Here is a 22050-nt window from a genome sequence, read left to right as displayed (position 1 = left end):
TACCGCTCCTTAATTTAATTATATCGGCATAGATTTCAAAGGTGGTGTTTGGCCCAATGGAATCGATGGTTTTGCATTCAAATGTAAGTCGGCAAATTTGCCGGCTAACGACATATAGTAAGCGCGACAGCCAATCATAGCCGCATTGTCGGTAGCCAAAATGGAGCTTGGTCGATAGAAGGTTAACCCTTCTTTTTCACAAGCCGCGGCTAAAGCATCTTGTAAATGACGGTTAGCAGAAACACCACCGGCCAATGTTACTTTAGTTTGCCCCGTAGCATGAGCCGCTTCGATTGTCTTTTCAACCAATACATCAATGATAGCTTGCTGAAAAGAAGCGGCCACATCTGCTTCATTAATGGCTTCGCCTTTCTGTTTAGCACTGTTAAGGTAATTTAGAACAGCCGATTTCAAACCACTGAAACTGAATTCAAAATTACCTTTTTCCTGCAAGGCTTTGGGAAACTCAATAGCTGTCGGATTCCCATCGGCCCCTACCCGTTCAATCTGAGGGCCTCCCGGATAGGGATAACCCATGACACGAGCAATTTTATCGAATGCTTCACCCGCTGCATCATCACGAGTTTGACCGAGTACTTCAAATGTTTCATAGTCTTTAACTACCACAAGCATGGTATGACCACCGGATACAACAAGACTTAAAAATGGCGGTTCTAAATCGGGATGAGCCAAGAAATTAGCAAAAATATGGCCTTCCATATGGTGCACACCGATTAAAGGAATATCTGTAGCAAAGGACAAGCCTTTAGCCGCGGCCACACCAACTAATAAAGATCCTACCAAACCGGGGCCATAGGTAACACCGATATGATTAATATCTGTTAATGTTACGCCCGCATCAGCCAAAGCTTGATCAACTACGGGAATTACCTGCTCTATATGATGGCGAGATGCAATTTCAGGTACCACGCCGCCAAATTTTTGATGAATCGGCACCTGACTGGATATAACATTGGATAATACTTGGCGGCCGTTTACCAGCACAGCCGCTGATGTTTCATCACAACTGCTTTCGATGGCTAGGGTATATACTTTCATACCGAGGCCTCCTCTTCTTTTATTAATGACATAATGTACGCATCTTCCACGGGGTCTGTGTAATAACCCTTGCGTAGGCCTTTTACGGTAAAACCTAAACGGCGATACATAGTAAGGGCCGCCACATTGGATATACGCACTTCTAAAAATATTTCGTTCATACCTTTTTTGAACAATTCTCTGATTAATTTACGAGTCATCATGGCGCCGTAACCGTCACGACGGTATTCGGGTGCAATAGCGATATTCGTAATCTGCCCTTCGTCGAGTACCAACCAAGCGCCGGCATAACCGATAACTTTATCGTCTACTTCGATAACCATGTACATACGCTGGTCCGTTTCTGCCAGTTCCGTTTCAATAGCTTCCATAGACCAAGGGACTGAAAAACAGGCTTTCTCAATTTCAAAAATAGCTTCCGCATCATGAGCCTCGGCTCTACGCAAATTAATCATGATTTTTAACCTCATCGGCTAACGCCGTAGCCGCTTCGGTAACAACAACCGTTGGATTCGGTACCTTGCCGGCAGCAACCAACTCAGGATGTTTCGCATCCCAAACAACTTCGGCTTCGGAGCGACGAATATAATACGGCACCACATGAGCCGCTTCATCCGGCGCCTCAGCTAAGAAACGGGGCATGGCAGCGAGCAACACACCTGACGCCTTAGGAATCCGTAACGCCGGCGAAGCCAGTTGCAAATTAGGTCCGTAATCAGCCAGGGTATGTCCGAATTTAATGATACCGTCACCGGCTAAGATAACCGGCTCATCAAGCGCCGCTAAGGCTTTAAGTGCTTCATCGCGAGTTTTCACCGTAGGCTCTTGTTCGCATACTAACTTTCCGTTTACCCAACGATAACGACCTTCGTAAACATTCTTCTTTTGCGCATCGACCATAATGGCCAAGACACCGCTAAATTGCCAAAAATTATGAGCAATCCCATCCATGGTCATAACGCCCAGTAACGGAATATTAAGAGCATAGGCTAACGCCTTGGCCGTCCCCATACCGATACGAAGGCCCGTAAAGGAACCGGGACCGATGCTTACAGCGATACCGGTGAGCGCTGTTTTTGCTACGCCGCTTTGTTTAAGTAATAATTCTATATGAGGTACCAACTGTTCCGAGTGCGTGAGACCCGCTTGGACCGTCAATTCACCGATTAGGCGCTGGTCATCCATGACAGCTACGCTCGATACGGCGCTACTCGTTTCAATTCCTAAATACATAGGTTCCTCCAATCTCTAAAAGTTCATCCTCTGAAAGTTCGGCCGTCCGCCATAAACTTAAACGGCTGCCGTCGGTTTCAGCGGTTAAACTGATTTCTAATACTTCTAACGGTAAGGCATCAGGAAACTTATCGGCCCATTCAACGATACTCAAGGTATCCTCCGTAAATTCCCCAAAGCCGATATTTTCAAGCTCCGATTCATCATCGAGGCGATACACATCAAAATGATATAACGTACCGTTCATCGTCTCATATGTATTCACTAAAGCAAAAGTTGGGCTCGTTACTTCCTCCGTAACGCCAAAACCTTCTGCAACACCTTGTGAAAAATGAGTTTTCCCCGTTCCCAAATCGCCGATTAACGCCACACATAACGGTCTACCCTGCTGTGCCATCGTGGCCATAAAACGGCCTAATTGACGCCCTAAGGCTATCGTATCATCTACGGTAAGAGTTTTACATGCCATTACCGCTATTTTATTCTGAGAAGCAATAGTTGTCATTGCCGTCACTCCTTTTTAAAATGGTCATACCCTTTGGCTTCTACTAATTCCTCTTTTCCGTCAGCAGTAGTAAGCCATACTTCACCGATGCCCGCCACTACACGGCCAATACAGTGAATCTGAGGGTGTTTTTTTATGTCTTCAGCTAAACTACTCGGCACTGTGCCTACGAGCTGAAAATCTTCACCCCCATAAAAAGCCCAAGCTAAGGGATGAGTTCCTAATGCCTTAGCCGCCTCAATTAATTCATTGTGAAGCGGTATGCCCGTTTCATCAATCAACAGATTAACCTTCGATGCTTTCGCAATTTCATTCAGTTCGCTGCCAAGGCCGTCACTAATATCGTTAAGCGAGGTAGCTCTATGTTCACGGAGCCAATTACCTAAAGTAACCTGTGGTTCCGGGCGTTGATGAACTTTTTTTATACTATTAAAGCCCTCAAGGTCCGCTAATAAAGCGGCCAATCCGGCTGCCGAACTACCGATTGTATTCGTAACAACGACTAAATTACCCGCTTTAGCGCCACTGCGAAGAACAGCTTCACCGGCCGGTACTTCGCCGACTACGGTCACATTAAGTACCAAAGGACCTTTAGTGGTCACCGTATCACCGCCTACAATATTTACGTCGTAGGTATGGCAGATTGTTTTAAAGCCTTCATACACCGCTTCCATATACGCAATCTCTGTATCAGGCGGCATAGCGGCAGCAATTACAGCCTGCCGAGGCGTACCGCCCATGGCCGCAATATCACTGATATTAGCCGCCCCTAAGCGATAGCCCACATCATAAGGGGCTGTCGTTTTATCGGAAAAATGTATACCTTTTACCATCATATCCGTCGTTATGAGTTGGTCATAATCGTGAGTCGTGCGATACACCGCACAATCGTCACCGATGCCGCACACAATGGTTTCAGGATTTATGATTGTATTTGATTTTATCGTATCAATAAAGCCAAATTCGCCACGTTCGGATACTTTCATCGTTCTCCCTCCGTAGGTAACTCATGTTCGAATCTTATTTATTATAGCATATTTTTATACGCAGTGCGTATCATCAGTACGGTTTATTAGTAACGATAAGCACCTTTTAGTAACAGTCAAATTGAACCCAATAAAAAAGCAACGGCTGTACCGAACTACGCGATACAGCTGTTGCTTACATTGAGTGATTTATGTCACTGCCTTTATTTTACAATTTGTTGTTCCATGCGCCCCATAGGTTCGCTCAGATCATAACCGCCGTACAGATTGACAGTCTTACCTTCGACCAATAGCTGTACTTTTTTAACATTGTCAAAGGAGGTAGCCGTATTGATGATGGATGCCAAACGAAGCTGGGCACTCAAACCATCTACCTGGCCGCCGTCAAGGAATTGTTTAGACAAATTAATCTTCGCCAAACCGTCTTTAATGTTTACGTCTTTGACTTCAACATTTTTAGGAAATACGGGATAGCTTTGACGGCTGTCTTCATCAAAGAGGAATGAAATCGCGTATTTCAACGTTTTCTTATCACTGTCTACCGTAATTGTCTGAGGGCGTACGCCTCTACCGTCATCACGGGGTACATAAATAACCATTTGGGCCATTTTATCTGTATTAGCGTTGCTCTGAGATTTAGACGTGCTTGAGCTTGCTACAGCCTGGTTATTACTAAGTTCGGAACCGCTCGCTGTAGGACTGCACCCGGCTACAACTAACACCATAACAGCTAAGAGGGTTGTAACAAATAATTTTGCATTACGTATCATATCACTTACCCCCTAAAATAACTTTCAATACCTGCTGCCACTTCGTCAGCAAATTGTTGTTGTACATCGGCTTTTTTCAGAAGTGCTTCTTCCTTAGGATTGGAAATAAAACCTAATTCCAAGAGAATAGCCGGCATGAGAGAACGACGCAATACATACAAGTTACCCGGTTGGATACCGCGGTCACCGGCAAAACCGGATTCATCGGCAATTTTTGCCTGAATGCGTGAAGCTAACCGTGTATCATACTGAGTTTTATCATAGTAGTATGTGGAAATACCACCTACATTCGGATTGCTGAAGGAGTTGATATGAACACTTACGAAGATATCGGATTTATTAGCCGTCCCCACATCAACACGAGCCTGTAATTCATCAGGGCCGGAAGCATTCGGGCCGTATACGTCCACGTCAGTAGTACGAGTCATATTAACCTTAGCTCCTTTAGCTTCCAAGGCCGCTTTCAACTTCTTGGAAATAGCTAAGGTGATGTCCTTTTCCATCGTCCCGTTAGGTCCGATAGCGCCGGGATCACTACCGCCATGACCCGGATCAATGGTAATTACTTTACCGGCAATACCGCCACTGGTGCGATAGTCGATTGTCACAGCTTTAGGCTGACTGGCCGTTGCGATGACGGTCGGCTTTTTAGGTGTTGTAGTGGCTGTTGCCTTAGTATTGGTTGTTTTAGTGGATGTATTCTTAGTCGTTGTTTTTTTGTTTGTTTTTACCGTAGCACTGTTGGTCGCCGTATTTTTAACATTCTTATCGGAACCGTAATATACGCTGCGCGGTGCTACCCCTTTTTGCTGAATATCAATGACCATACGATCGGGACGATTGTTGGCTTTATCTTTTTTTAGGGAAAACACATTTACATCGCCTACATCAATTGATTTAGGTGTGTTTAACACAACATTAACATTCTTGCCGTCTTGCGATAATTTCGCATTAGTTACGATATTCTTATCCATCGTAATCGACGTATCATCGGTTTTAAGTTTTACATTTTTAAGTTGTACGGTTGTGGTAGTACCGGCTTTATTAATAGAAGCCGATGCTTCAACCGGTGCTGTCAAACTAAGAACGACACGTACAAACGGAATTGGTGCATCAGAACGCGTTACCCAGGTCACATCTGTCACATCTGCCGCTCTGACGCTCATAGCCCATAAAGGCAAAATCATTACTGCCATTACTAAGGCAAACCATATTTTACGCAACAATCTCACTCCTATCAATGGCCACACACTACAATGGCCGGTCAAACTATCTCTAAATATCTTTGTGTTCGTTTTTATATACCCATAAGCAGTACAAAAAGCCTAACTATCGGCTTAAAGCCTTGGGCATGTTTACTTAATTATACCACAAGATTTCAGAGACCCCTTGATTTTGCTGCATTTTCACATATCATTCACAAAACAAACATACGCTCCCCCTACTCTCAAAGCCTATATAGAAGGGTTTCGAAGAGTAACGAGGAGCGTATGTTCTTATTATGAAATTTTAAATTTTTACTTGACAAGATTTCTTAATATGGAAAATTTATTACTTAAAAGTCAATAACAGCGCATGCAATTTGATTTTTGTAACCATAGCTAATATTAACGTTCCGTTGTTACCTGCCAAGTATTGCCATCCGTGTGAATACGAATTGTGCCCTGTGTATCGGTACGATATACCATTACATTTTCGGCTGCTAGACGCTGTAATGCTTGTGAAGTAGGGTGACCATAATCATTGTGTAAGCCTACGGAAATAACAGCTTTTTCGGGACGAACAGAGCGTATAAAGTCCTTTTGAGATGAGCTTGCACTGCCATGATGACCTACTTTTAATATGCGACTGAATAATTTAGTATTTTCTTCCTTAATCAGTTTATTTTCTTCAGCTCTTGATGCATCACCGGTAAATAACATAGAAAATTTACCAAATACAAGCTTACCTACAATACTATTATCATTAGGATCCGGTTGGCCTTTTTTATCCATAATATACTGACCTTCTTCCGGTGCGTACACAACAAACTGAGCATCTTTACCTAAATCAACAGTCATTCCCTTATATAAACCAATTCGTTTTAAATTTTTCTTATCCGTATCTTTTGCATATGTATTATACACAGAAGTTTTATATTTCATACCATTATCATACACATGTTCAATAGGAATCCCTGCATCAATAAGTGCATGAAAGCCACCTAAATGATCTGAGTGCGGATGCGTAATTATTACGTTTTTTAATGACTTCACATTGTACTTCTTTAATTGAGCCACAAGGCTGTCACGATGATCTACATCACCTGTGTCAATCAAAGTATATTCATCGCCCACTTTAATAAGATGTGCATCCCCTTGACCGATGTCCAAGGTATACACGTCAAGGGTACCGGAAACCGCCGAACTGCTACCACCGGAATTAGAGGAACTATTACCAATGATATTAGAGCCTGTTTCAAGAATTTTATTAAAACTATCCCCGATTGTCGTACCGGAAGCAGCACTGCATCCGGTAAGCGCGAAGAAACTTACTAAAAAGGCAAAAACTATGGCTAAATATTTTGCCCAAAATTTATTATTCAATTGCATACTTCACCTAACAAATTAAAACACCAAAAGAACAATGTTACCATAACTATGAGTAGCTAAAGATCAGTCGTTATTTAGCGGCAGCTATTCTCTATGAACTACCGCTAAATAACGGATTATTGTTTATTCCACATCAAAATCTAATAATTCAGTTATGGTATATGGCAACTGACGGCTTACTTCAGACGGCGTGTAACCGAAGTTTCTATCCTCGTAAAGAGCATCTGCGGCCGCGCCATGGAGATATACCCCGGCCATAGCCGCTTCCAATTCTTCGAGGCCCTGGCCTAAGAGCCCGGCAATAATACCGGTTAAGGTATCACCCATGCCACCGGTGCCCATACCTTCATTGCCGCTATAATTTACCGCCACAAGCCCTTCCGGTGAAGCGACTACGGTCGGCGCCCCTTTAAGAACTAAAACAACTTTGTATTTTAAAGCAAATTGACGAGCAATTTCTACACGATTTGCTTCAATTTCTTCCACGCTAAGCCCCGTTAAACGAGCAAATTCACCGGGATGCGGTGTTAAAATGGCCGGGAAATCGCGCTTAGCAAATTCGTCGCCTATAGTATCCATATTGCCGATTGCCCAAAGTGCATCAGCATCGATAACAAGTGGCGCATCCGTAGTTGTTATAAAGGTTTTAGCAAGCGTCATACTTTCTTCACTGCGACCAAAGCCCGGTCCGATAGCAACCGCTTCTTTTTCAGAAGCATGCATGCGTAAATGCAATAAACTGCCGAACGATCCGGTTAACACTTCCGGCATGATTTTAGATTGTAGCATTTTTAAGCAATCCGATGGCACTACAGCTGTTATTTTACCGGCACCGGCGTGTACCGCTGCTTCCGCTGCCAAAAGAGGTGCCCCAATCATACCGTCAGAACCGCCGATAATCAATGTATGTCCATTGGTACCTTTATGAGCGGTTTCTTCCCGTTCCGGTAATAAAGCGGCCACTAAATCCGGTGTAATCAATTCGGTTGGGTAATTTTTGTTTTCATCATCCAGTAAAGCCATTTCCCGGGAAAAGCCAAGACCTTTAACCGCAATATTACCACAATAGGAACGGGCCGGATATAGTAACATACCAATCTTAGGCGCTCCAAAAGTAACAGTTATATCCATGGCCATCGTACCATTGGCAACAGCCCCGGTATTGCTGTTCATGCCGGACGGAACGTCAATGGCTACCAACAAAGTATCGGGATAGGTTTCTACATGAGCTTCTATGCGATCCAAGATTTCCTGAATAGAATCGCGTAATTCGCCGGTTAAACCGGTACCTACCAAACCGTCCACAATCACATCGGCCGCTTCGAAAACATCGCCGTCTTCAATTGTTAAAACCGGAATTTCCAAAGCATCAATAGCCGCCATCTGTTGGTCAAAAAGTTCTGAAGCATGACTATCATCATTGGGGATAACAATACGAACTTCATGACCCCATTCTTCCAACTGTCGAGCCGCCACCAAACCATCTGCCCCATTATTGCCTTTACCGGCAACAATAACAATCTCTAGGGGTGATTCAATCTCTTCAAATGCTTCCACAATGGCTTCCGCCACACCACGACCGGCATTTTCCATTAATACCGCTAATGGCAGACCGCCTTTTTCAACAGCCCATTGATCGATGAATTTAGCCTCTTCCTTCGCTAAGATACGCATAGTAGCTCCTTTCTACATAAAATAAATATCGTCGATGACTTTATATCTTCTTCTAAGTCATGACATCTATAACACCGCTTTTATATAAGCGGGTTAACACTGCAAAATACTAACTTTTTAGAGTACTACTACCGTAGCCACTGCATAGTCTCGGCAATGGCTGATAGATAGTTGCAGGGACGTAAACCCTTTTTGATCGAATATATCTTTAAAAACACCGTTTAACCGTATAAAGGGTCCTCCATATTCATCGCGTAGAATCTCTATGTCCTGAAAAGTCCCCTGCCTGAAGCCAATGCCTAAGGCTTTTACAAACGCTTCTTTAGCCGCATACATACCTGCTAAGGAAGCCGCCTTTTGTTTCCCGCGACTTTCGGCATAGGCAAGTTCATGAGCGGTGTAGACTCTTTTGGCAAAAGAGTCTTTAGCCACGGCTTGTTCGATGCGCGCGATTTCAATAATATCTGTTCCCAGTTTCATATTTCATCAACCTTCGTAACACATTGTTTAGCTAGAATGCCATTAAATTCGCCGTAATTACAATAGTTCGTTGTAGCAGCAATAGTTTACTGAAGCTGCAATCGTTCAACTTTGACTGCGGTTTAACTTCAAAGAAAAAGCTCCTGACAAGCAGGAGCTTCACTATTAACCTCGCAAAGAACGAATCATTTCACTACGATCGTTTGCACCGAATACAGCCGAACCGGCCACTAAAATATCAGCGCCCGCTTCACGCACGAGTGGTGCCGTTTCTAAATTAACGCCGCCGTCAACTTCAACAACAGCTTTGGTATTTTCATAATAAGCAAGTAATTTTTTTGCCTTCTGGATCTTACGAACCGCATGAGGAATAAAAGACTGCCCACCAAAACCTGGGTTAACGCTCATAATTAATATCATGTCCAAATCGGACGCTATATCTTCCAGCATTGATACCGGTGTAGAAGGATTCAAAGAAATCCCGGCTTTCATGCCATGAGCTTTAATTTCCTGTACTAAGCGATGCATATGCGGTGTCGCTTCCGCATGGAATGTAAAATACTCCGTACCGATATCGGCAAATGTTTTCACATAATCGGCAGGATTGGTCACCATCAAATGAACATCAAACGGTAACTTTGTATGGGCACGCAATGCCTTAATTACCGGTGCACCAAAGGTAAGATTCGGCACAAAATGACCGTCCATAATATCGATATGCAATAAATCAGCGCCACTTGTTTCAACGCTTTTAATTTCTTCCTGTAAACGCGCAAAATCTGCGGATAACATAGAAGGGGCAATCTTTACCATAATTTCACCATTTCCTTTGACTGCGAATTTCATCGCGAATGACTAAGTACGATTCATAACGCCCCGCCCCTATCCGACCGTCTGCAACAGCGTCTTTGACGCCACATACAGGCTCATGCTCATGATAGCAGGGACTGAACTTACAACCTGATTCAGCCGCTAAAAATTCAGGATAAAGCGACGGCAAGCGTTCCTCTGAAATCTCACTGAAATCGATAGCACTAAATCCCGGTGTATCCATAATAAAGGAGTCTTCATCCAAACTGTACAGCGATGCGTGACGAGTTGTATGACGACCTCTCTTTATTTTATCACTTACTTCACCGGTTTGAAAAGCAAACGACGGTTCAATAGCATTTAAGAGACTGCTTTTACCTACACCGGATGGTCCGGCAAAAGCACTTACTTTGTGATGAAGTTGTTCTCGCAAAGTATCAAGGCCTTCACCGGTTCGGGTAGAGGTTTCAATCACCGTATACCCGATGCGGCGATATAACTCGGCCAGTGCTAAGGTATTTTCATCACGAAGATCACATTTATTAATACAAAGTACTAAAGGAATATCGGCATGTTCAATCATAATGATTAATTTATTAAGCAATAATTCGTTAATATCCGGCTCATGAGCCGCTACTACCAAAATAACCTGATCAAGATTAGCTACATGAGGCCGCTTCAGTTGATTGTGGCGCGGTACAATGGCTTCAATCGTACCGGCCGGGTCAAAACTGACACGATCCCCTACCAAGAGGGAGTAGCGGCCCTGTTTCAGACGGCCGCGCACTTTACATTCGTGAACCTCGCCATGCTCATCTTGCACGTAAAAATAACCATTCATATTTTTTATTACAATGCCTGTATTCATAGTCCTCCTATAATGTTTGATCTTGTACTAAAGCACCGTTCAAATATACTTGAATCTGTACGCGGCCCGTGCCGGATACATCTTTAACAATGCGTTCGCCCGGTTGTGCATTGCCGTCAAATACGGTACGGGAACCACTGTCATCACTAACCACAATGCGAACGGCTTGATTAGCTTTACCGGACGGTACCGTAATATCTACCGTACCTTTCGTGACATTACTGTTTGAAGTATTAGCAGCCGGTGCCGCTTTTTTAGCTTCCGCCGTCAACGCAACGGATGTATTGGCATCCAGCGAGCTTCCCGCTTCCGGACTTTGCTGCGTAATTACCGCGGTGTCATCACCGGCACCGCTAATTGTTGCATTAAGGCCTAAAGAAGCTAATGCGTCTTTGGCATCTTTAACTGTCATACCTACTAAATTAGGTAATTCTACTTTCTTACTCTTCACACGGTTTACCGTTACGTCTACGGTAGCGCCTTTAGTTACTTTGGAATCTCCCGGAGGTGATTGCATCAAAATAACACCATCTTCTTTACTGTCATCAGTACCTGCGGAAATCTTACCGATCACGAGGCCTAAGTTCTTGAGTCGCGAACGAGCCTGATCGATTGTCATACCCGTAATATCAGGCATCGTAATATCGCCGACGCCCTTACTTACAACGAGATGAACCGTACGTTGTTCCTTAACCTGTTCATTCGCTTCCGGACTCTGTGAAATAACCTGACCTGCCGGTACATCCGGATTAGATACTTCACTTACCGAAACACGCAAATGATTATCTTCCAGAATATGTTTAGCTACCGTTACTTGTTTGCCTACCACATTCGGCACATCTACAGTGGCATTGCTCCAGAAGTTACCGAAGCTTAAGAAGGCCCACACGAAGGCTAATAAGAAAACGATAAACGCACCCAATAAAATATATTTCTGCGGCAAGCGGCTCAGTTTAGCCATCCAACCTTCTTGCGTCGGTTCACCGCCATAATAAACTTCATCGTCATCATCGGTTTCACCATAGGATGTTTCCGGTACCGGTGTCAACACCTGAGTGCCAAAATCATGAGGCGCCCGTCGGCCGCTGTTACTGTTCACAAAGCCTTGCGACATACGTAACGCGGCTATCATTTCCGTAATATTGCTAAACCGGTCTTCCGGTCGTTTCGCTAAAGCCTTAATGACCGCCGCTTCCAATAAAGTCGGAATACTCGGATTATAACGAGTCGGCGGGATTAAACGTTCCCGTACATGCTTCAAAGCCACGCTGATTGGCGTTTCCCCTTCATAAGGAACGCGGCCGGTTAACATTTCATAAAGCACAGCGCCCAAAGAATAAATATCAGTACTGCCGTTAACCGGTTTACCGCTGGCTTGTTCCGGCGATAAATAATGAGCAGACCCCATAATAGAGTTCGTATACATCATGGTAGTACCGGCATTCATGGCGCGAGCAATGCCGAAGTCGGTTACCTTAATGCGCCCCTGCTTAGTAATCAGCACATTATGAGGTTTTATATCACAATGCACAATCCCCATAGCATGAGCGTGTTCGAGTCCTTCGGCGATAGCAATGGTAAATTTTACCGCATTATCAATAGATATGCGTTCATGACGGGTAATATATTCTTTTAAGGTTTCCCCTTCAATGTATTCCATCACTATATAGTGATAGCCTTGGTCAAAACCAACATCATACATGCTTACGATATTGGGATGACTTAATTTACCGGCTGCTTGTGCTTCGCGCTTAAAACGGGCTACGAAATCATCATCGCCGGCAAAGTTTGAATGTAATATTTTTACAGCCACGGGACGGCCTAATAGCGTGTCTTCGCCTTTGAAAACATCAGCCATGCCGCCAACGCCGATTTTAGATATTATTTTATAGCGATTATCAAGGATTAAACCTTGTAATTTAGTTGCCTTCTCTTTCATGTTCTCACCTCGTTCTTAGCCTATAGTACCAATAACTATGGTTACATTATCGCGAGCCCCTTGATCATATACCAAGTCCATTAAATCTTCAATCAAGCGTTCATCTTTCGGTTCATTCCGAAAGGCCGCTTCAATTACGGCTTGTTCAATATAACCGGTGAGACCGTCAGAGCATAAAAGTATTCTATCGCCGGGCGCTACTTTTTGTACGCCTGCGTCAATTTCTACAACAGGCGACACACCAACCGCCCGGGTCAGCACATTGCGTTGCGGATGTTGCAACATATCATCTGCCTTTAATTCACCTGCTTCATAGAGTGCCTGAACCATGGAGTGATCTGTACTGATTTGAATAAGTCGGTCCTCATGAAATACATATAGACGGCTATCCCCTACATTGGCCCAATATAAATCGCTATCCTTAACATAAGCAACAACCGCAGTTGTGCCCATGCCCTCCAAGGACGGTGTTGCTTTAACTCTTTCATATACAGCTGTATTGGCTTTAGCTACGGACTGACGCAATGTCTCAACCGAAACTTCCTGCCAATTCTGTATATCGCAAGCCAGTGTGTCAACTACCATAGTGCTGGCAATTTCACCGCCTTTGTAGCCACCCATACCGTCAGTGACAATACAAAAGGATTCTCCAATGTAAAAGCGGTCTTCGTTGCGTTGACGCACCAAACCGATTTTACTCATGCCTATACTCTTCATAGGGCCTCCTTTACCTGTGATGCAGATTACTCGCTTTCTTTGTTGGCCTGTTGAATTTTCAACTGACCGCAAGCAGCTTGAATAGCATCGCCCATTTCTTTGCGAACCGTTACGGATACTCCGTAGGAAGCCACAATATTTCTAAAAGCTTCCGTTTGACGGCGCGAAGGTTTAAACAATTTAATATGTTCATTTCCGTTAACCGGAATTAAATTGACATTACAATTTGGGAAGGATTTTACCAAAGCTCCCAATTCGTGAGCATTCTCAATAGATGAGTTAATGCCGTCAATTAAAATATATTCAAAGGTTACACGGCGATCCGTTTTTTCATAATACGTCTTAACCGCCGCCAACACATCTGCTAAATTATAGTGTGCGCCAATCGGCATGATTTCACGTCGAATCTTATCATTCGGGGCGTGAAGGCTCAATGCCAATGTAATCGGAATACCTTCATCGGCTAAGAGATAAATATTTTCTACTACGCCGCATGTCGATAATGTCATGCGACGATAGCCGATATCAAACGCTTCTTTTTCATGCAAAAGGCGAAGTGCATTGATTGTATTCGTATAATTTTGAAGCGGTTCACCGGCGCCCATCACAACGATGGAATGAATCCGTTCTTTTAAAAGGGCACCAAACAATAAGACTTGCGCCACAATTTCGTGAGTTTCCAAATTGCGATACAAACCGTCGGTAGTAGACGCACAGAAAACGCAACCCATGGCGCAACCCACTTGTGAAGATACACACACGGAATTACCGTACTGCTGTTTCATCAATACCGTTTCCACACGATTACCGTCTGCCAGTTCAAGCAAGAGCTTCTTAGTTTGGCCGTCAGGTGTTGTCTTCTCCGTTACGATTTTCGGCACGGAGATAGCACAATTCTCACTAAGCCACGCTCGTAACTCGCCCGGCAATTGTTGCATGTCCGCAAAGTCGAATACGTAGCGTTTATATATGTAATCCATTATTTGCTTGGCTCTGAAACGAGGAAATTTTGCCTCTGTTATAACAGCCTGCAATTCGGTTAGGTTCTTACCCAATAGTTCTATCATAGTTATATCCTTATTCTATGAAAATCATAATCAAATACTTTGAAAATCATATGTTAATAATTTACAGGATGGATAGAAGTCAATAGCGGTATTCAGATACAAATCAAAATATCCGTATCTAATATATATTGGCTATTTAGCCACTAAATTCCTTTAAAAACTATAAATTTCACGTAAAATTTTTATAAAGCTTTACGAAGTCGTGCAATAAAGAATCCGTCCATTTCATCACGATGCGGCCACAAGGTAACCATCGGTCCCTCAGCCTCAAAAGGCAAGAACGAAGACGCATCTTCTAACGTAAAATCAGTATGCGTTTTCAGGAAATTCTCCACTACCGCTTCGTTTTCCCCCTTGTTAATCGTACAAGTAGAATACACGAGGACACCGCCCGGTTTTACCGTTTTGGCGGCCTCGGCAATAATCTGCTTTTGCAATTTAGGAAGTTCCGTCAAGGACTCCGGTGTTTTGTGCCAACGCATGTCAAGTTTACGTTGCAAAATACCAAGTCCCGAGCAGGGTGCATCTACCAGTACCCTGTCAAACTGATTGTACCACGTTTCCGGCATTTGGGTAGCATCTTGCAAGTTAAAATCAGCAATTGTTACTCCTAACCGTTTCGCATTAGTCTCCATAAGCCCTAATTTATGCTCATGAATATCATCCGCCGTAATATGACCTTGATTGGCCATACGCGCCGCTAAATGCATGGTTTTACCGCCCGGTGCCGCACAACAATCGAGAACTTTTTCACCCGGCTGCGGATCTACCACATAAGCTACCGCCATAGACGCTTCATCGGTAAACGTAATTAAGCCGTCTTTTACAAGGGGCGCACTTTCCAGTGAACCGGTATGACGTGTAATATGGACCGCTTCCGGCAATTTTCCGGTAGGTTCTGCCTGCCAACCGGCTTTTTCAAAAGCCGCCATACCGTCAGCCACAGAGCCTTTCAAAGTATTGATGCGGGCCGTCAACTTCGGTCGTTCGTTAAACCAAGTACAAAGCCCTATAGTTTCTTCTTCGCCATACGTCTTGAGCCAATGTTCCAATAACCAGGTTGGCTGATTGTAAATGAAAGCCATGCGCTCTATATCATTTTTGGCAAGTTCGTCAATGCTGTAGCTATCGCGATTGCGAATGAAATTACGAAGCACGCCGTTCACAAAACCATCGAGGCCGCGAGCCATTTTTTTGGCCATTTTAACACTTTCATTGACGGCGGCACTGTCCGGTACTTTATCCATGTAAATAAGCTGATAGAGCCCTAAGCGCAAAATTTCCACTACAATCGAGGATAATTTGCGTAACGGACGTTTAGCGAGTGCCATAATAATGGCATCTAAATAATTGCGACGTCGTACGACGCCGTAGACGAGTTCCGTGAAAAAACGACGGTCTACATCACTTAATTTATTATCGCCCAGCATCTGCTGAAGTACGATATTAGCATAGGCGCCGTCGCGATTAATCTGCAATAAAGCTTGCACCGCCAAACGGCGTATATTAACTTGTGCTGTTCCTTTATCCATTGATTAATTTCTCCACCACTTCTTTAATTCGATCCGTATCAACCCGCGTATTACAGCAAGGTCCGCAAGGTCGTTCATTCAGAACGCCTACTACGGGAATCGGAAATACATCATTCATGCCACTTACCAAATCCCGTTCACAGGCGATGGCAACAATAGCTTTCGGCCGAATATTTTTAATCATCAAACGCGCCAAGGTACCACCGGTTACAACCACGAACTTACAACCGTAAGTATCGGCAATATCCAGTAAGGTGCCGACCTGACACCGACCGCAACGCTTACAGTTATGTACATCAGTCGTTACTTTATGAACACAGTCGCTTTTTTGCAAACAATGAGGTGTTAACAAAAGCAAGCGATCCGCCGGTACTTTGTACAAATTTAACTCAACCAAATGATTAATCAAATCAATCAAAGACTGGCTCACCTTATCCTTGGAGGCTCCCACCACTTTACCGGCCAGGAGGACCAAAGGGAAAAATGCATAGAGCCAGCGATTGCTGATGCGGAGCCATATAGGATGAATCCGCCAGTGATTCGTTGAAGCTAAAAGCATACTGCCCCACATTATCCAACATAATAGCGGGAATATGGCAAGGAGTGTTTCCACCCCATAGGCAATAGGTAAACCTAAGCGATGTAAGCCGGGCCACAGCAAATATGCCAAGGCCGCCCAAACAAGGGTAATGCCGGCAAACACGGCGAAGGTTAATTTAAAATATAAAGGATAACGCCCCAAAACGGGGTGATCCTGCTGTTCTTGATTACGCATTGAAAATGAGTCCTGCCTTTACTTGGTGACCACGACAAAAATCGCCAGCCGACATGCGTTTCTTATTATCCGGCTGAACTTCCAACACTCTCACTGCTCCCTCACCGGCAGCTACTACAAAATCTTGTTCGTTCACTGCCAAAATAGTACCGGCTTTTTGACCGGCCGATAAATTATGCTGTTTCATATCATCCATTGTCAGCGCTTCAGCTTGCCATACTTTTAAACGCTTGCCGTCTAAAAAGGTAAAACATCCCGGTGCCGGATTCAAGCCCCGCACCTGATTTGCCAAAGAAATAGCGCTCTTTTCCCAATCAATAGCACCCATCTCTTTGGTAATTTTCGTAGTATGAGTGGCTTTAGCGTCATCTTGTTTCACCGGCTGTAATTCACCGGCCTGTGCTTTCCTTAAGATATCATTAATGACTTCACCGCCCATAACGGCCAAACGATCAAATAATTCGCCCGTCGTTTCCCCGTCTTTAATGTCGGTTTTCACAACATCCAAAATATCGCCCGTATCGAGTCCGTCATCCATTTGCATAATGGTCACACCCGTTTCGGTATCACCGTTTAAAATGGCCCAATGAATCGGTGCCGCTCCGCGATATTTAGGTAACAAAGACGCATGCACATTGATACAACCGAATTTTGGCAAACGAATGAGCCATGGCGGTAAAATTTTACCATATGCCACTACGACGATAATATCAGGCGCCAATGACTCCAATAGGTTTTGTGCCGCTTCATCACGTAAAGTATTAGGCTGATAAACCGCTACGTCGGCTGCTAGCGCACACTCTTTAACAGGTGGCATTTGAACTTTTTTACCGCGTCCCTTTTGTTTATCCGGTTGGCAAAAAACGCCTACTACTTCATTAGGACCATCAATTAAAGCCTGCAAAGTAGGTACGGCAAAGTCCGGTGTCCCCATAAATACAACTCGTAATGAATTCATGAAAACCTCCTAAACCTCTACTGCTTCACCGGCGGATTTTTTTGCATCCGCTGCCGCTTCCTCCATAACCTCAGCCGCTTCATCTTTTACACGATATGCAGCTTCTACTTTTTCAATAAATAAAATACCGTCCAAATGGTCGATTTCATGCTGAATAATACGCGCTAAGAAACCTTCCGCTTTCAATTTTTTCTTCTTGTTATGACGGTCGATATAATGAACTTCAATGTCTTGATAGCGCTTTACGTCACCAAAATAACCGGGCACACTTAAGCAACCTTCAAGGCCAATCTGTTCCCCATCGCCTTTAACGATTACAGGATTGATGAATTCCTGCAAGCCCGTACCGTCATCAACTACGATAATACGTTTCGACACATTAACCTGTGGTGCCGCCAAACCGACACCGTCGGACACACGCATAGTTTCCGCCATATCGTCTAAAAGCTGGCGCATTTTTTTATTTACAAAATCTACAGGTTCTGCTACCTGTTTCAAGACAGGATGACCTGCTTTAATAATTTCTAATACCATATTGCCTCCTATTAAACGGGATCCACGTCAATTTGCAGTCCCTCTTGTGTAAAAATCCACGATGTATATATATATTCTTTTATTTTCTCTAAATGATTACCCCGCACCATAATCGCTACGCGATATAAATCGCGCACCTTTTTAATGCCTTCCTGATAGGGACCCATCACATCCAGTTCCCCCGGTACGGCAAACGGTTCCAATGCCGCTACTATACGCTCCGCTATGTCCATGGCTTTCGCTTCCTCTTTATGTTGAATACGAAAATGCATCATAGAACCTAATGGCGGATACCCCAGTAGTTCACGCGCTTTTATTTCTTCTTCGTAAAAACCCACATAATCATGAGCCTTACTCTTTATTATAGCATAATGTAAAGGATTATAGGTCTGAATTACAACTTGACCTTTACCGGTACTGCGCCCGGCTCGTCCCGCCACCTGCGTAAGTAAGTCAAACGTCCGTTCCGATGCGCTGTATAAAGGAATATTCAGTACCGAATCGGCCGTTAAAACACCTACTGCGGTTACCCCTTTAAAGTCATGCCCTTTGGCCACCATTTGCGTACCCAGCAAAATATCATAACGGCCTTCACCAAAGTCGTTTAGAATTTGTTCCCCATTGCCTTTTTTGGCTGTCACATCCTGATCGAGCCGCGCTATACGGGCATCGCGGAAATTGCGCTGCAATTCCTCTTCCACCTTCTGTGTGCCGGAGCCGAAGAATTTTATCTTATGACTGCCGCAATGAGGACAAACCGTAGGTACCGGTTCATGATGTTCACAGTAATGACAACGCAATTCTTCACCTTCACGATGGTACACCATGGCAATATCGCAGTGAGGACATTTGATGGGTTCACCACAATCGCGACACATGACAAAAGTACTAAAACCGCGACGATTTAAAAGAATAATCATTTGCTCTTTATTGGTCAAGGTCTGGCGAATTAAATGACTCATAGCACTGGAAAAAACAGAATAATTCCCGTAAACCATTTCTTCCTTCATGTCAATAATCTGTACTTTAGGCAAGGGCTGATGAAAAATTCGATGTTTCAATTCCAGTAAGGTATATTGTCCCTGTTTTGCCAAGTAGTACGATTCAATCGATGGCGTAGCGGACCCCAAAATGAGGGGACAACTATTAGCTTCGGCACGCCAACGGGCTACCATGCGTGCATGGTAACGTACCATGTCTTCCTGCTTGTACGACGTATCATGTTCTTCATCCACGATGATTAAACCGATATCATCAGTGGGAGCAAACACAGCGGACCTGGCACCGATAATAATATGGCTGTCCTTACGTCGTAAGCGCTCCCAGTTATTATACCGTTCACTGATAGTAAGTTTACTGTGAAAAACAACTACTTCGTCACCGAAAGTATCCACGAAACGCTTTACAATCTGATTGGTCAGCATAATTTCCGGCACTAACACGATGGCAATTTTATCTTTAGTCAAACAATCCTTAGCAGCCTTCATATAAATCTGCGTTTTACCGCTGCCCGTTACGCCATGAAGCAAGAATGTACCAGCTTCACTTGCTAGCACAGCTTTTTGAATGGGCTCATAGCATCGTAATTGTTCGTCCGTTAATGGCAAATCCTTGGCTTGACGGGCATCAAACTTCGTTTTTGTCTTACTGTATCGTTCTTCTACGGTAATGCCTTCATAGGTCATAACCTGTTTTATAACGGGTAAAGTAAATCCGTCTTTTTGCAGACTATGAACTGATGCGGTACCCAATTCCTGTAAATAAAAACCAAGTTCCCTTTGACGTTTTCGCTTCGGCGGAATATGTTCCGGCTTAAACCAAGGTTCAACCAGTAACCATTGTTCCTTTGGCCGTTCATAGCTTTTTAATTGCTTTTTATCGATTGTAAATAAACTGAGAGCTTCGGACAACGCACAAAGATAATACTCACTTAAGCGCTTTGCCGTAGCCAGCATTTCAGGCGTAAACCATGGTTCCTTATCCAATACTGCTTGGATAGGTTTAATTTGATACGACGGTACTTCTTCCAGCTCACGATAGCCAATAAGAATTCCTTCTTCACGAGTACGCCCCAAAGGGACAGCTACACGTGTGCCCGGCATAATCGTGCCTAAATGTTCCGGCACGGCATAACTGAACGGACTATTCATTTTTTTAGCCGGTCGATTGATAATAACCTCTGCTACACGCATGCTATCCCTCCTTTGCAATATTTTTTATTATACCATTTTTTTCGATATTTTTAAACAATAGACATGGCGATTCGCATACAAATAATGCGTATTTTGAGTGTGGACTCTAAAAAATTCCCTCCCCGAACTTCGTTAACGAAAAAGTTGCTCGCGGAGGGAATTTACTTTGCCTTTTTCAGGCAATTATTTAATTATTCTTTCGTCAAATCCTTATATTCAGGAACCCATTTAACGGACTTTACTGCACTCGGCACTTCTTCTTTGGAAATTGTTGCCACGTTCTGAGCTACAGCCTCATTAGCTACAGCAATGGCAATCGTTTCAGAAAATTCTGTAAGTTTTGATACCGGTGGAATCGTAGCTGCCCCAGGTTTCGTCACATCAATGATACCGCCTAAGGAATGAGCTGCTTTGGAAATCATTTGGTCTGTCAAAAGTTTAGCTCCGGCCGCAATCGCCCCGAGACCAAGGCCCGGATAAATCAACGCATTATTGGCCTGACCGATGTCATACGTAACACCATTATACGAAACCGGTTTAGCCGGAATACCCGTTGCTACCAAGGCTTTACCATCAGTCCAAGTAATAAGCTGTTCCGCCGTTGCTTCCGCCAGTTCAGTAGGATTACTCAATGGGAAGATAATAGGAAGTGCCGTATGAGCCGCCATTTCTTTTACAACAGCTTCCGTAAAGGCACCGCTTTTAGTGGAAGTGCCTACCAAAATTGTCGGATGAATGGCTTTCACACAGTCTTCAAGGGTCGTTAATTTCTTCGTATCGCCGCCTAAAGAAGCTTTAACATAGTCATTAGCTTCCAATTCACTGCGTTTACGGGCAAACGGTTTTTGTTCCGGTGTTAAATCATCCATATCGTCGAATAAAAGGCCCTGTTTATCTACCAAGTAGAATTTCTTGATAGCCTCTTTACGTGGTACGCCTTGGTCCACATATTCTTGTAAAACACGATTAGCAATACCGCAACCGGCCGTACCGGCACCGAAGCACATGTACACTTGATCTTTTAATTCTTCGCCGGAGATTTTTAAACCACCTAAAATACCGGCTAAAGAAATAATACCGGTTCCTTCAATATCATCGTTGAAAACAGGATATTTATCTTTATAGGCATTTAAAATATTAGCTGCATTGTCGCGACCGAAGTCTTCGAAATGGAGATATAAATTAGGAAATAATTTTTCAACAGTCTGAACGAATTGATCTACAAATTTATAGTACGGTTCACCGCTCACACGTTTATGTTTATTACCCAAATATAACGGATCATCCAATAGTTCTTGACGATTAGTCCCCACATCGAGCACAACCGGCAATACACGCTGTGGGTCCAAACCGGCGGCCG

General features: G+C 43.8%; 21 protein-coding genes. All 21 read right to left on the bottom strand.

The window, feature by feature from the left end:
* Positions 1 to 18 precede the first annotated feature (18 nt).
* Positions 19 to 1059 (bottom strand): tRNA (adenosine(37)-N6)-threonylcarbamoyltransferase complex transferase subunit TsaD, encoded by a 1041-nt coding sequence (gene tsaD / locus QZL64_RS09765; RefSeq protein WP_021841812.1) that lies wholly within the window; start codon positions 1057 to 1059, stop codon positions 19 to 21.
* Positions 1056 to 1511, bottom strand: coding sequence for a ribosomal protein S18-alanine N-acetyltransferase (gene rimI, locus QZL64_RS09760; RefSeq protein ID WP_374041967.1), 456 nt, complete (start codon positions 1509 to 1511; stop codon positions 1056 to 1058). The genes tsaD and rimI overlap by 4 nt, the downstream gene beginning before the upstream one ends.
* On the bottom strand, positions 1507 to 2292 hold the full coding sequence (tsaB, locus tag QZL64_RS09755; protein WP_021841810.1) for a tRNA (adenosine(37)-N6)-threonylcarbamoyltransferase complex dimerization subunit type 1 TsaB: 786 nt from the start codon (positions 2290 to 2292) through the stop codon (positions 1507 to 1509). Before tsaB ends, rimI begins: the two co-directional genes overlap by 5 nt.
* The gene (gene tsaE, locus QZL64_RS09750) at positions 2276 to 2797 is read right to left on the bottom strand and encodes a tRNA (adenosine(37)-N6)-threonylcarbamoyltransferase complex ATPase subunit type 1 TsaE (protein ID WP_021841809.1); all 522 of its coding nucleotides are present in this window, start codon (positions 2795 to 2797) and stop codon (positions 2276 to 2278) included. Before tsaE ends, tsaB begins: the two co-directional genes overlap by 17 nt.
* A gap of 5 nt (positions 2798 to 2802) precedes the next feature.
* Positions 2803 to 3783 carry a thiamine-phosphate kinase gene (gene thiL / locus QZL64_RS09745; protein WP_021841808.1) on the bottom strand — a complete coding sequence of 327 codons (981 nt, stop codon included), beginning with the start codon at positions 3781 to 3783 and terminating at the stop codon, positions 2803 to 2805.
* Positions 3784 to 3986: 203 nt separating this feature from the next.
* Complete coding sequence (locus QZL64_RS09740; protein ID WP_021841807.1) at positions 3987 to 4553, bottom strand: GerMN domain-containing protein; 567 nt, start codon at positions 4551 to 4553, stop codon at positions 3987 to 3989.
* Between the two features lie 5 nt (positions 4554 to 4558).
* On the bottom strand, positions 4559 to 5785 hold the full coding sequence (locus tag QZL64_RS09735) for an N-acetylmuramoyl-L-alanine amidase family protein (protein ID WP_441351093.1): 1227 nt from the start codon (positions 5783 to 5785) through the stop codon (positions 4559 to 4561).
* Positions 5786 to 6160: 375 nt separating this feature from the next.
* Complete coding sequence (locus QZL64_RS09730; protein ID WP_021841805.1) at positions 6161 to 7144, bottom strand: ComEC/Rec2 family competence protein; 984 nt, start codon at positions 7142 to 7144, stop codon at positions 6161 to 6163.
* Between the two features lie 123 nt (positions 7145 to 7267).
* Positions 7268 to 8818, bottom strand: a complete 1551-nt coding sequence (locus QZL64_RS09725; RefSeq protein WP_021841804.1) for a bifunctional ADP-dependent NAD(P)H-hydrate dehydratase/NAD(P)H-hydrate epimerase — start codon at positions 8816 to 8818, stop codon at positions 7268 to 7270.
* 117 nt (positions 8819 to 8935) lie between these two features.
* Positions 8936 to 9298, bottom strand: a complete 363-nt coding sequence (gene acpS / locus QZL64_RS09720; RefSeq protein ID WP_021841803.1) for a holo-ACP synthase — start codon at positions 9296 to 9298, stop codon at positions 8936 to 8938.
* A 165-nt stretch (positions 9299 to 9463) separates the two neighbouring features.
* On the bottom strand, positions 9464 to 10111 hold the full coding sequence (rpe, locus tag QZL64_RS09715; protein ID WP_021841802.1) for a ribulose-phosphate 3-epimerase: 648 nt from the start codon (positions 10109 to 10111) through the stop codon (positions 9464 to 9466).
* A 4-nt stretch (positions 10112 to 10115) separates the two neighbouring features.
* On the bottom strand, positions 10116 to 10976 hold the full coding sequence (gene rsgA / locus QZL64_RS09710; protein ID WP_021841801.1) for a ribosome small subunit-dependent GTPase A: 861 nt from the start codon (positions 10974 to 10976) through the stop codon (positions 10116 to 10118).
* 7 nt (positions 10977 to 10983) lie between these two features.
* Complete coding sequence (gene pknB / locus QZL64_RS09705; protein WP_021841800.1) at positions 10984 to 12915, bottom strand: Stk1 family PASTA domain-containing Ser/Thr kinase; 1932 nt, start codon at positions 12913 to 12915, stop codon at positions 10984 to 10986.
* 15 nt (positions 12916 to 12930) lie between these two features.
* A complete protein-coding gene (locus QZL64_RS09700) occupies positions 12931 to 13632 on the bottom strand; it encodes a Stp1/IreP family PP2C-type Ser/Thr phosphatase (protein WP_021841799.1) in 702 nt (233 codons plus the stop codon).
* Positions 13633 to 13658: 26 nt separating this feature from the next.
* On the bottom strand, positions 13659 to 14699 hold the full coding sequence (gene rlmN, locus QZL64_RS09695) for a 23S rRNA (adenine(2503)-C(2))-methyltransferase RlmN (RefSeq protein ID WP_021841798.1): 1041 nt from the start codon (positions 14697 to 14699) through the stop codon (positions 13659 to 13661).
* A 182-nt stretch (positions 14700 to 14881) separates the two neighbouring features.
* Entirely contained in the window at positions 14882 to 16231 is a 1350-nt protein-coding gene (gene rsmB / locus QZL64_RS09690) for a 16S rRNA (cytosine(967)-C(5))-methyltransferase RsmB (RefSeq protein ID WP_021841797.1), read from the bottom strand.
* Positions 16224 to 17006 carry a DUF116 domain-containing protein gene (locus QZL64_RS09685; RefSeq protein ID WP_021841796.1) on the bottom strand — a complete coding sequence of 261 codons (783 nt, stop codon included), beginning with the start codon at positions 17004 to 17006 and terminating at the stop codon, positions 16224 to 16226. Before QZL64_RS09685 ends, rsmB begins: the two co-directional genes overlap by 8 nt.
* Complete coding sequence (gene fmt, locus QZL64_RS09680) at positions 16999 to 17964, bottom strand: methionyl-tRNA formyltransferase (protein WP_021841795.1); 966 nt, start codon at positions 17962 to 17964, stop codon at positions 16999 to 17001. Before fmt ends, QZL64_RS09685 begins: the two co-directional genes overlap by 8 nt.
* A 9-nt stretch (positions 17965 to 17973) precedes the next feature.
* A complete protein-coding gene (gene def / locus QZL64_RS09675; protein WP_021841794.1) occupies positions 17974 to 18498 on the bottom strand; it encodes a peptide deformylase in 525 nt (174 codons plus the stop codon).
* A gap of 11 nt (positions 18499 to 18509) precedes the next feature.
* Complete coding sequence (gene priA, locus QZL64_RS09670) at positions 18510 to 20690, bottom strand: replication restart helicase PriA (protein WP_021841793.1); 2181 nt, start codon at positions 20688 to 20690, stop codon at positions 18510 to 18512.
* Between the two features lie 191 nt (positions 20691 to 20881).
* A partial coding sequence (gene maeA / locus QZL64_RS09665; RefSeq protein ID WP_296309524.1) for an oxaloacetate-decarboxylating malate dehydrogenase occupies positions 20882 to 22050 on the bottom strand: 1169 nt, incomplete at its 5' end.

The sequence above is a fragment of the Veillonella sp. CAG:933 genome, assembly GCF_000431435.1.
Lineage (GTDB): Bacteria > Bacillota > Negativicutes > Veillonellales > Veillonellaceae > Veillonella_A.
Note: the sequence above shows the minus strand (reverse complement) of the source record. Positions and strands in the feature narration are given on the sequence as shown.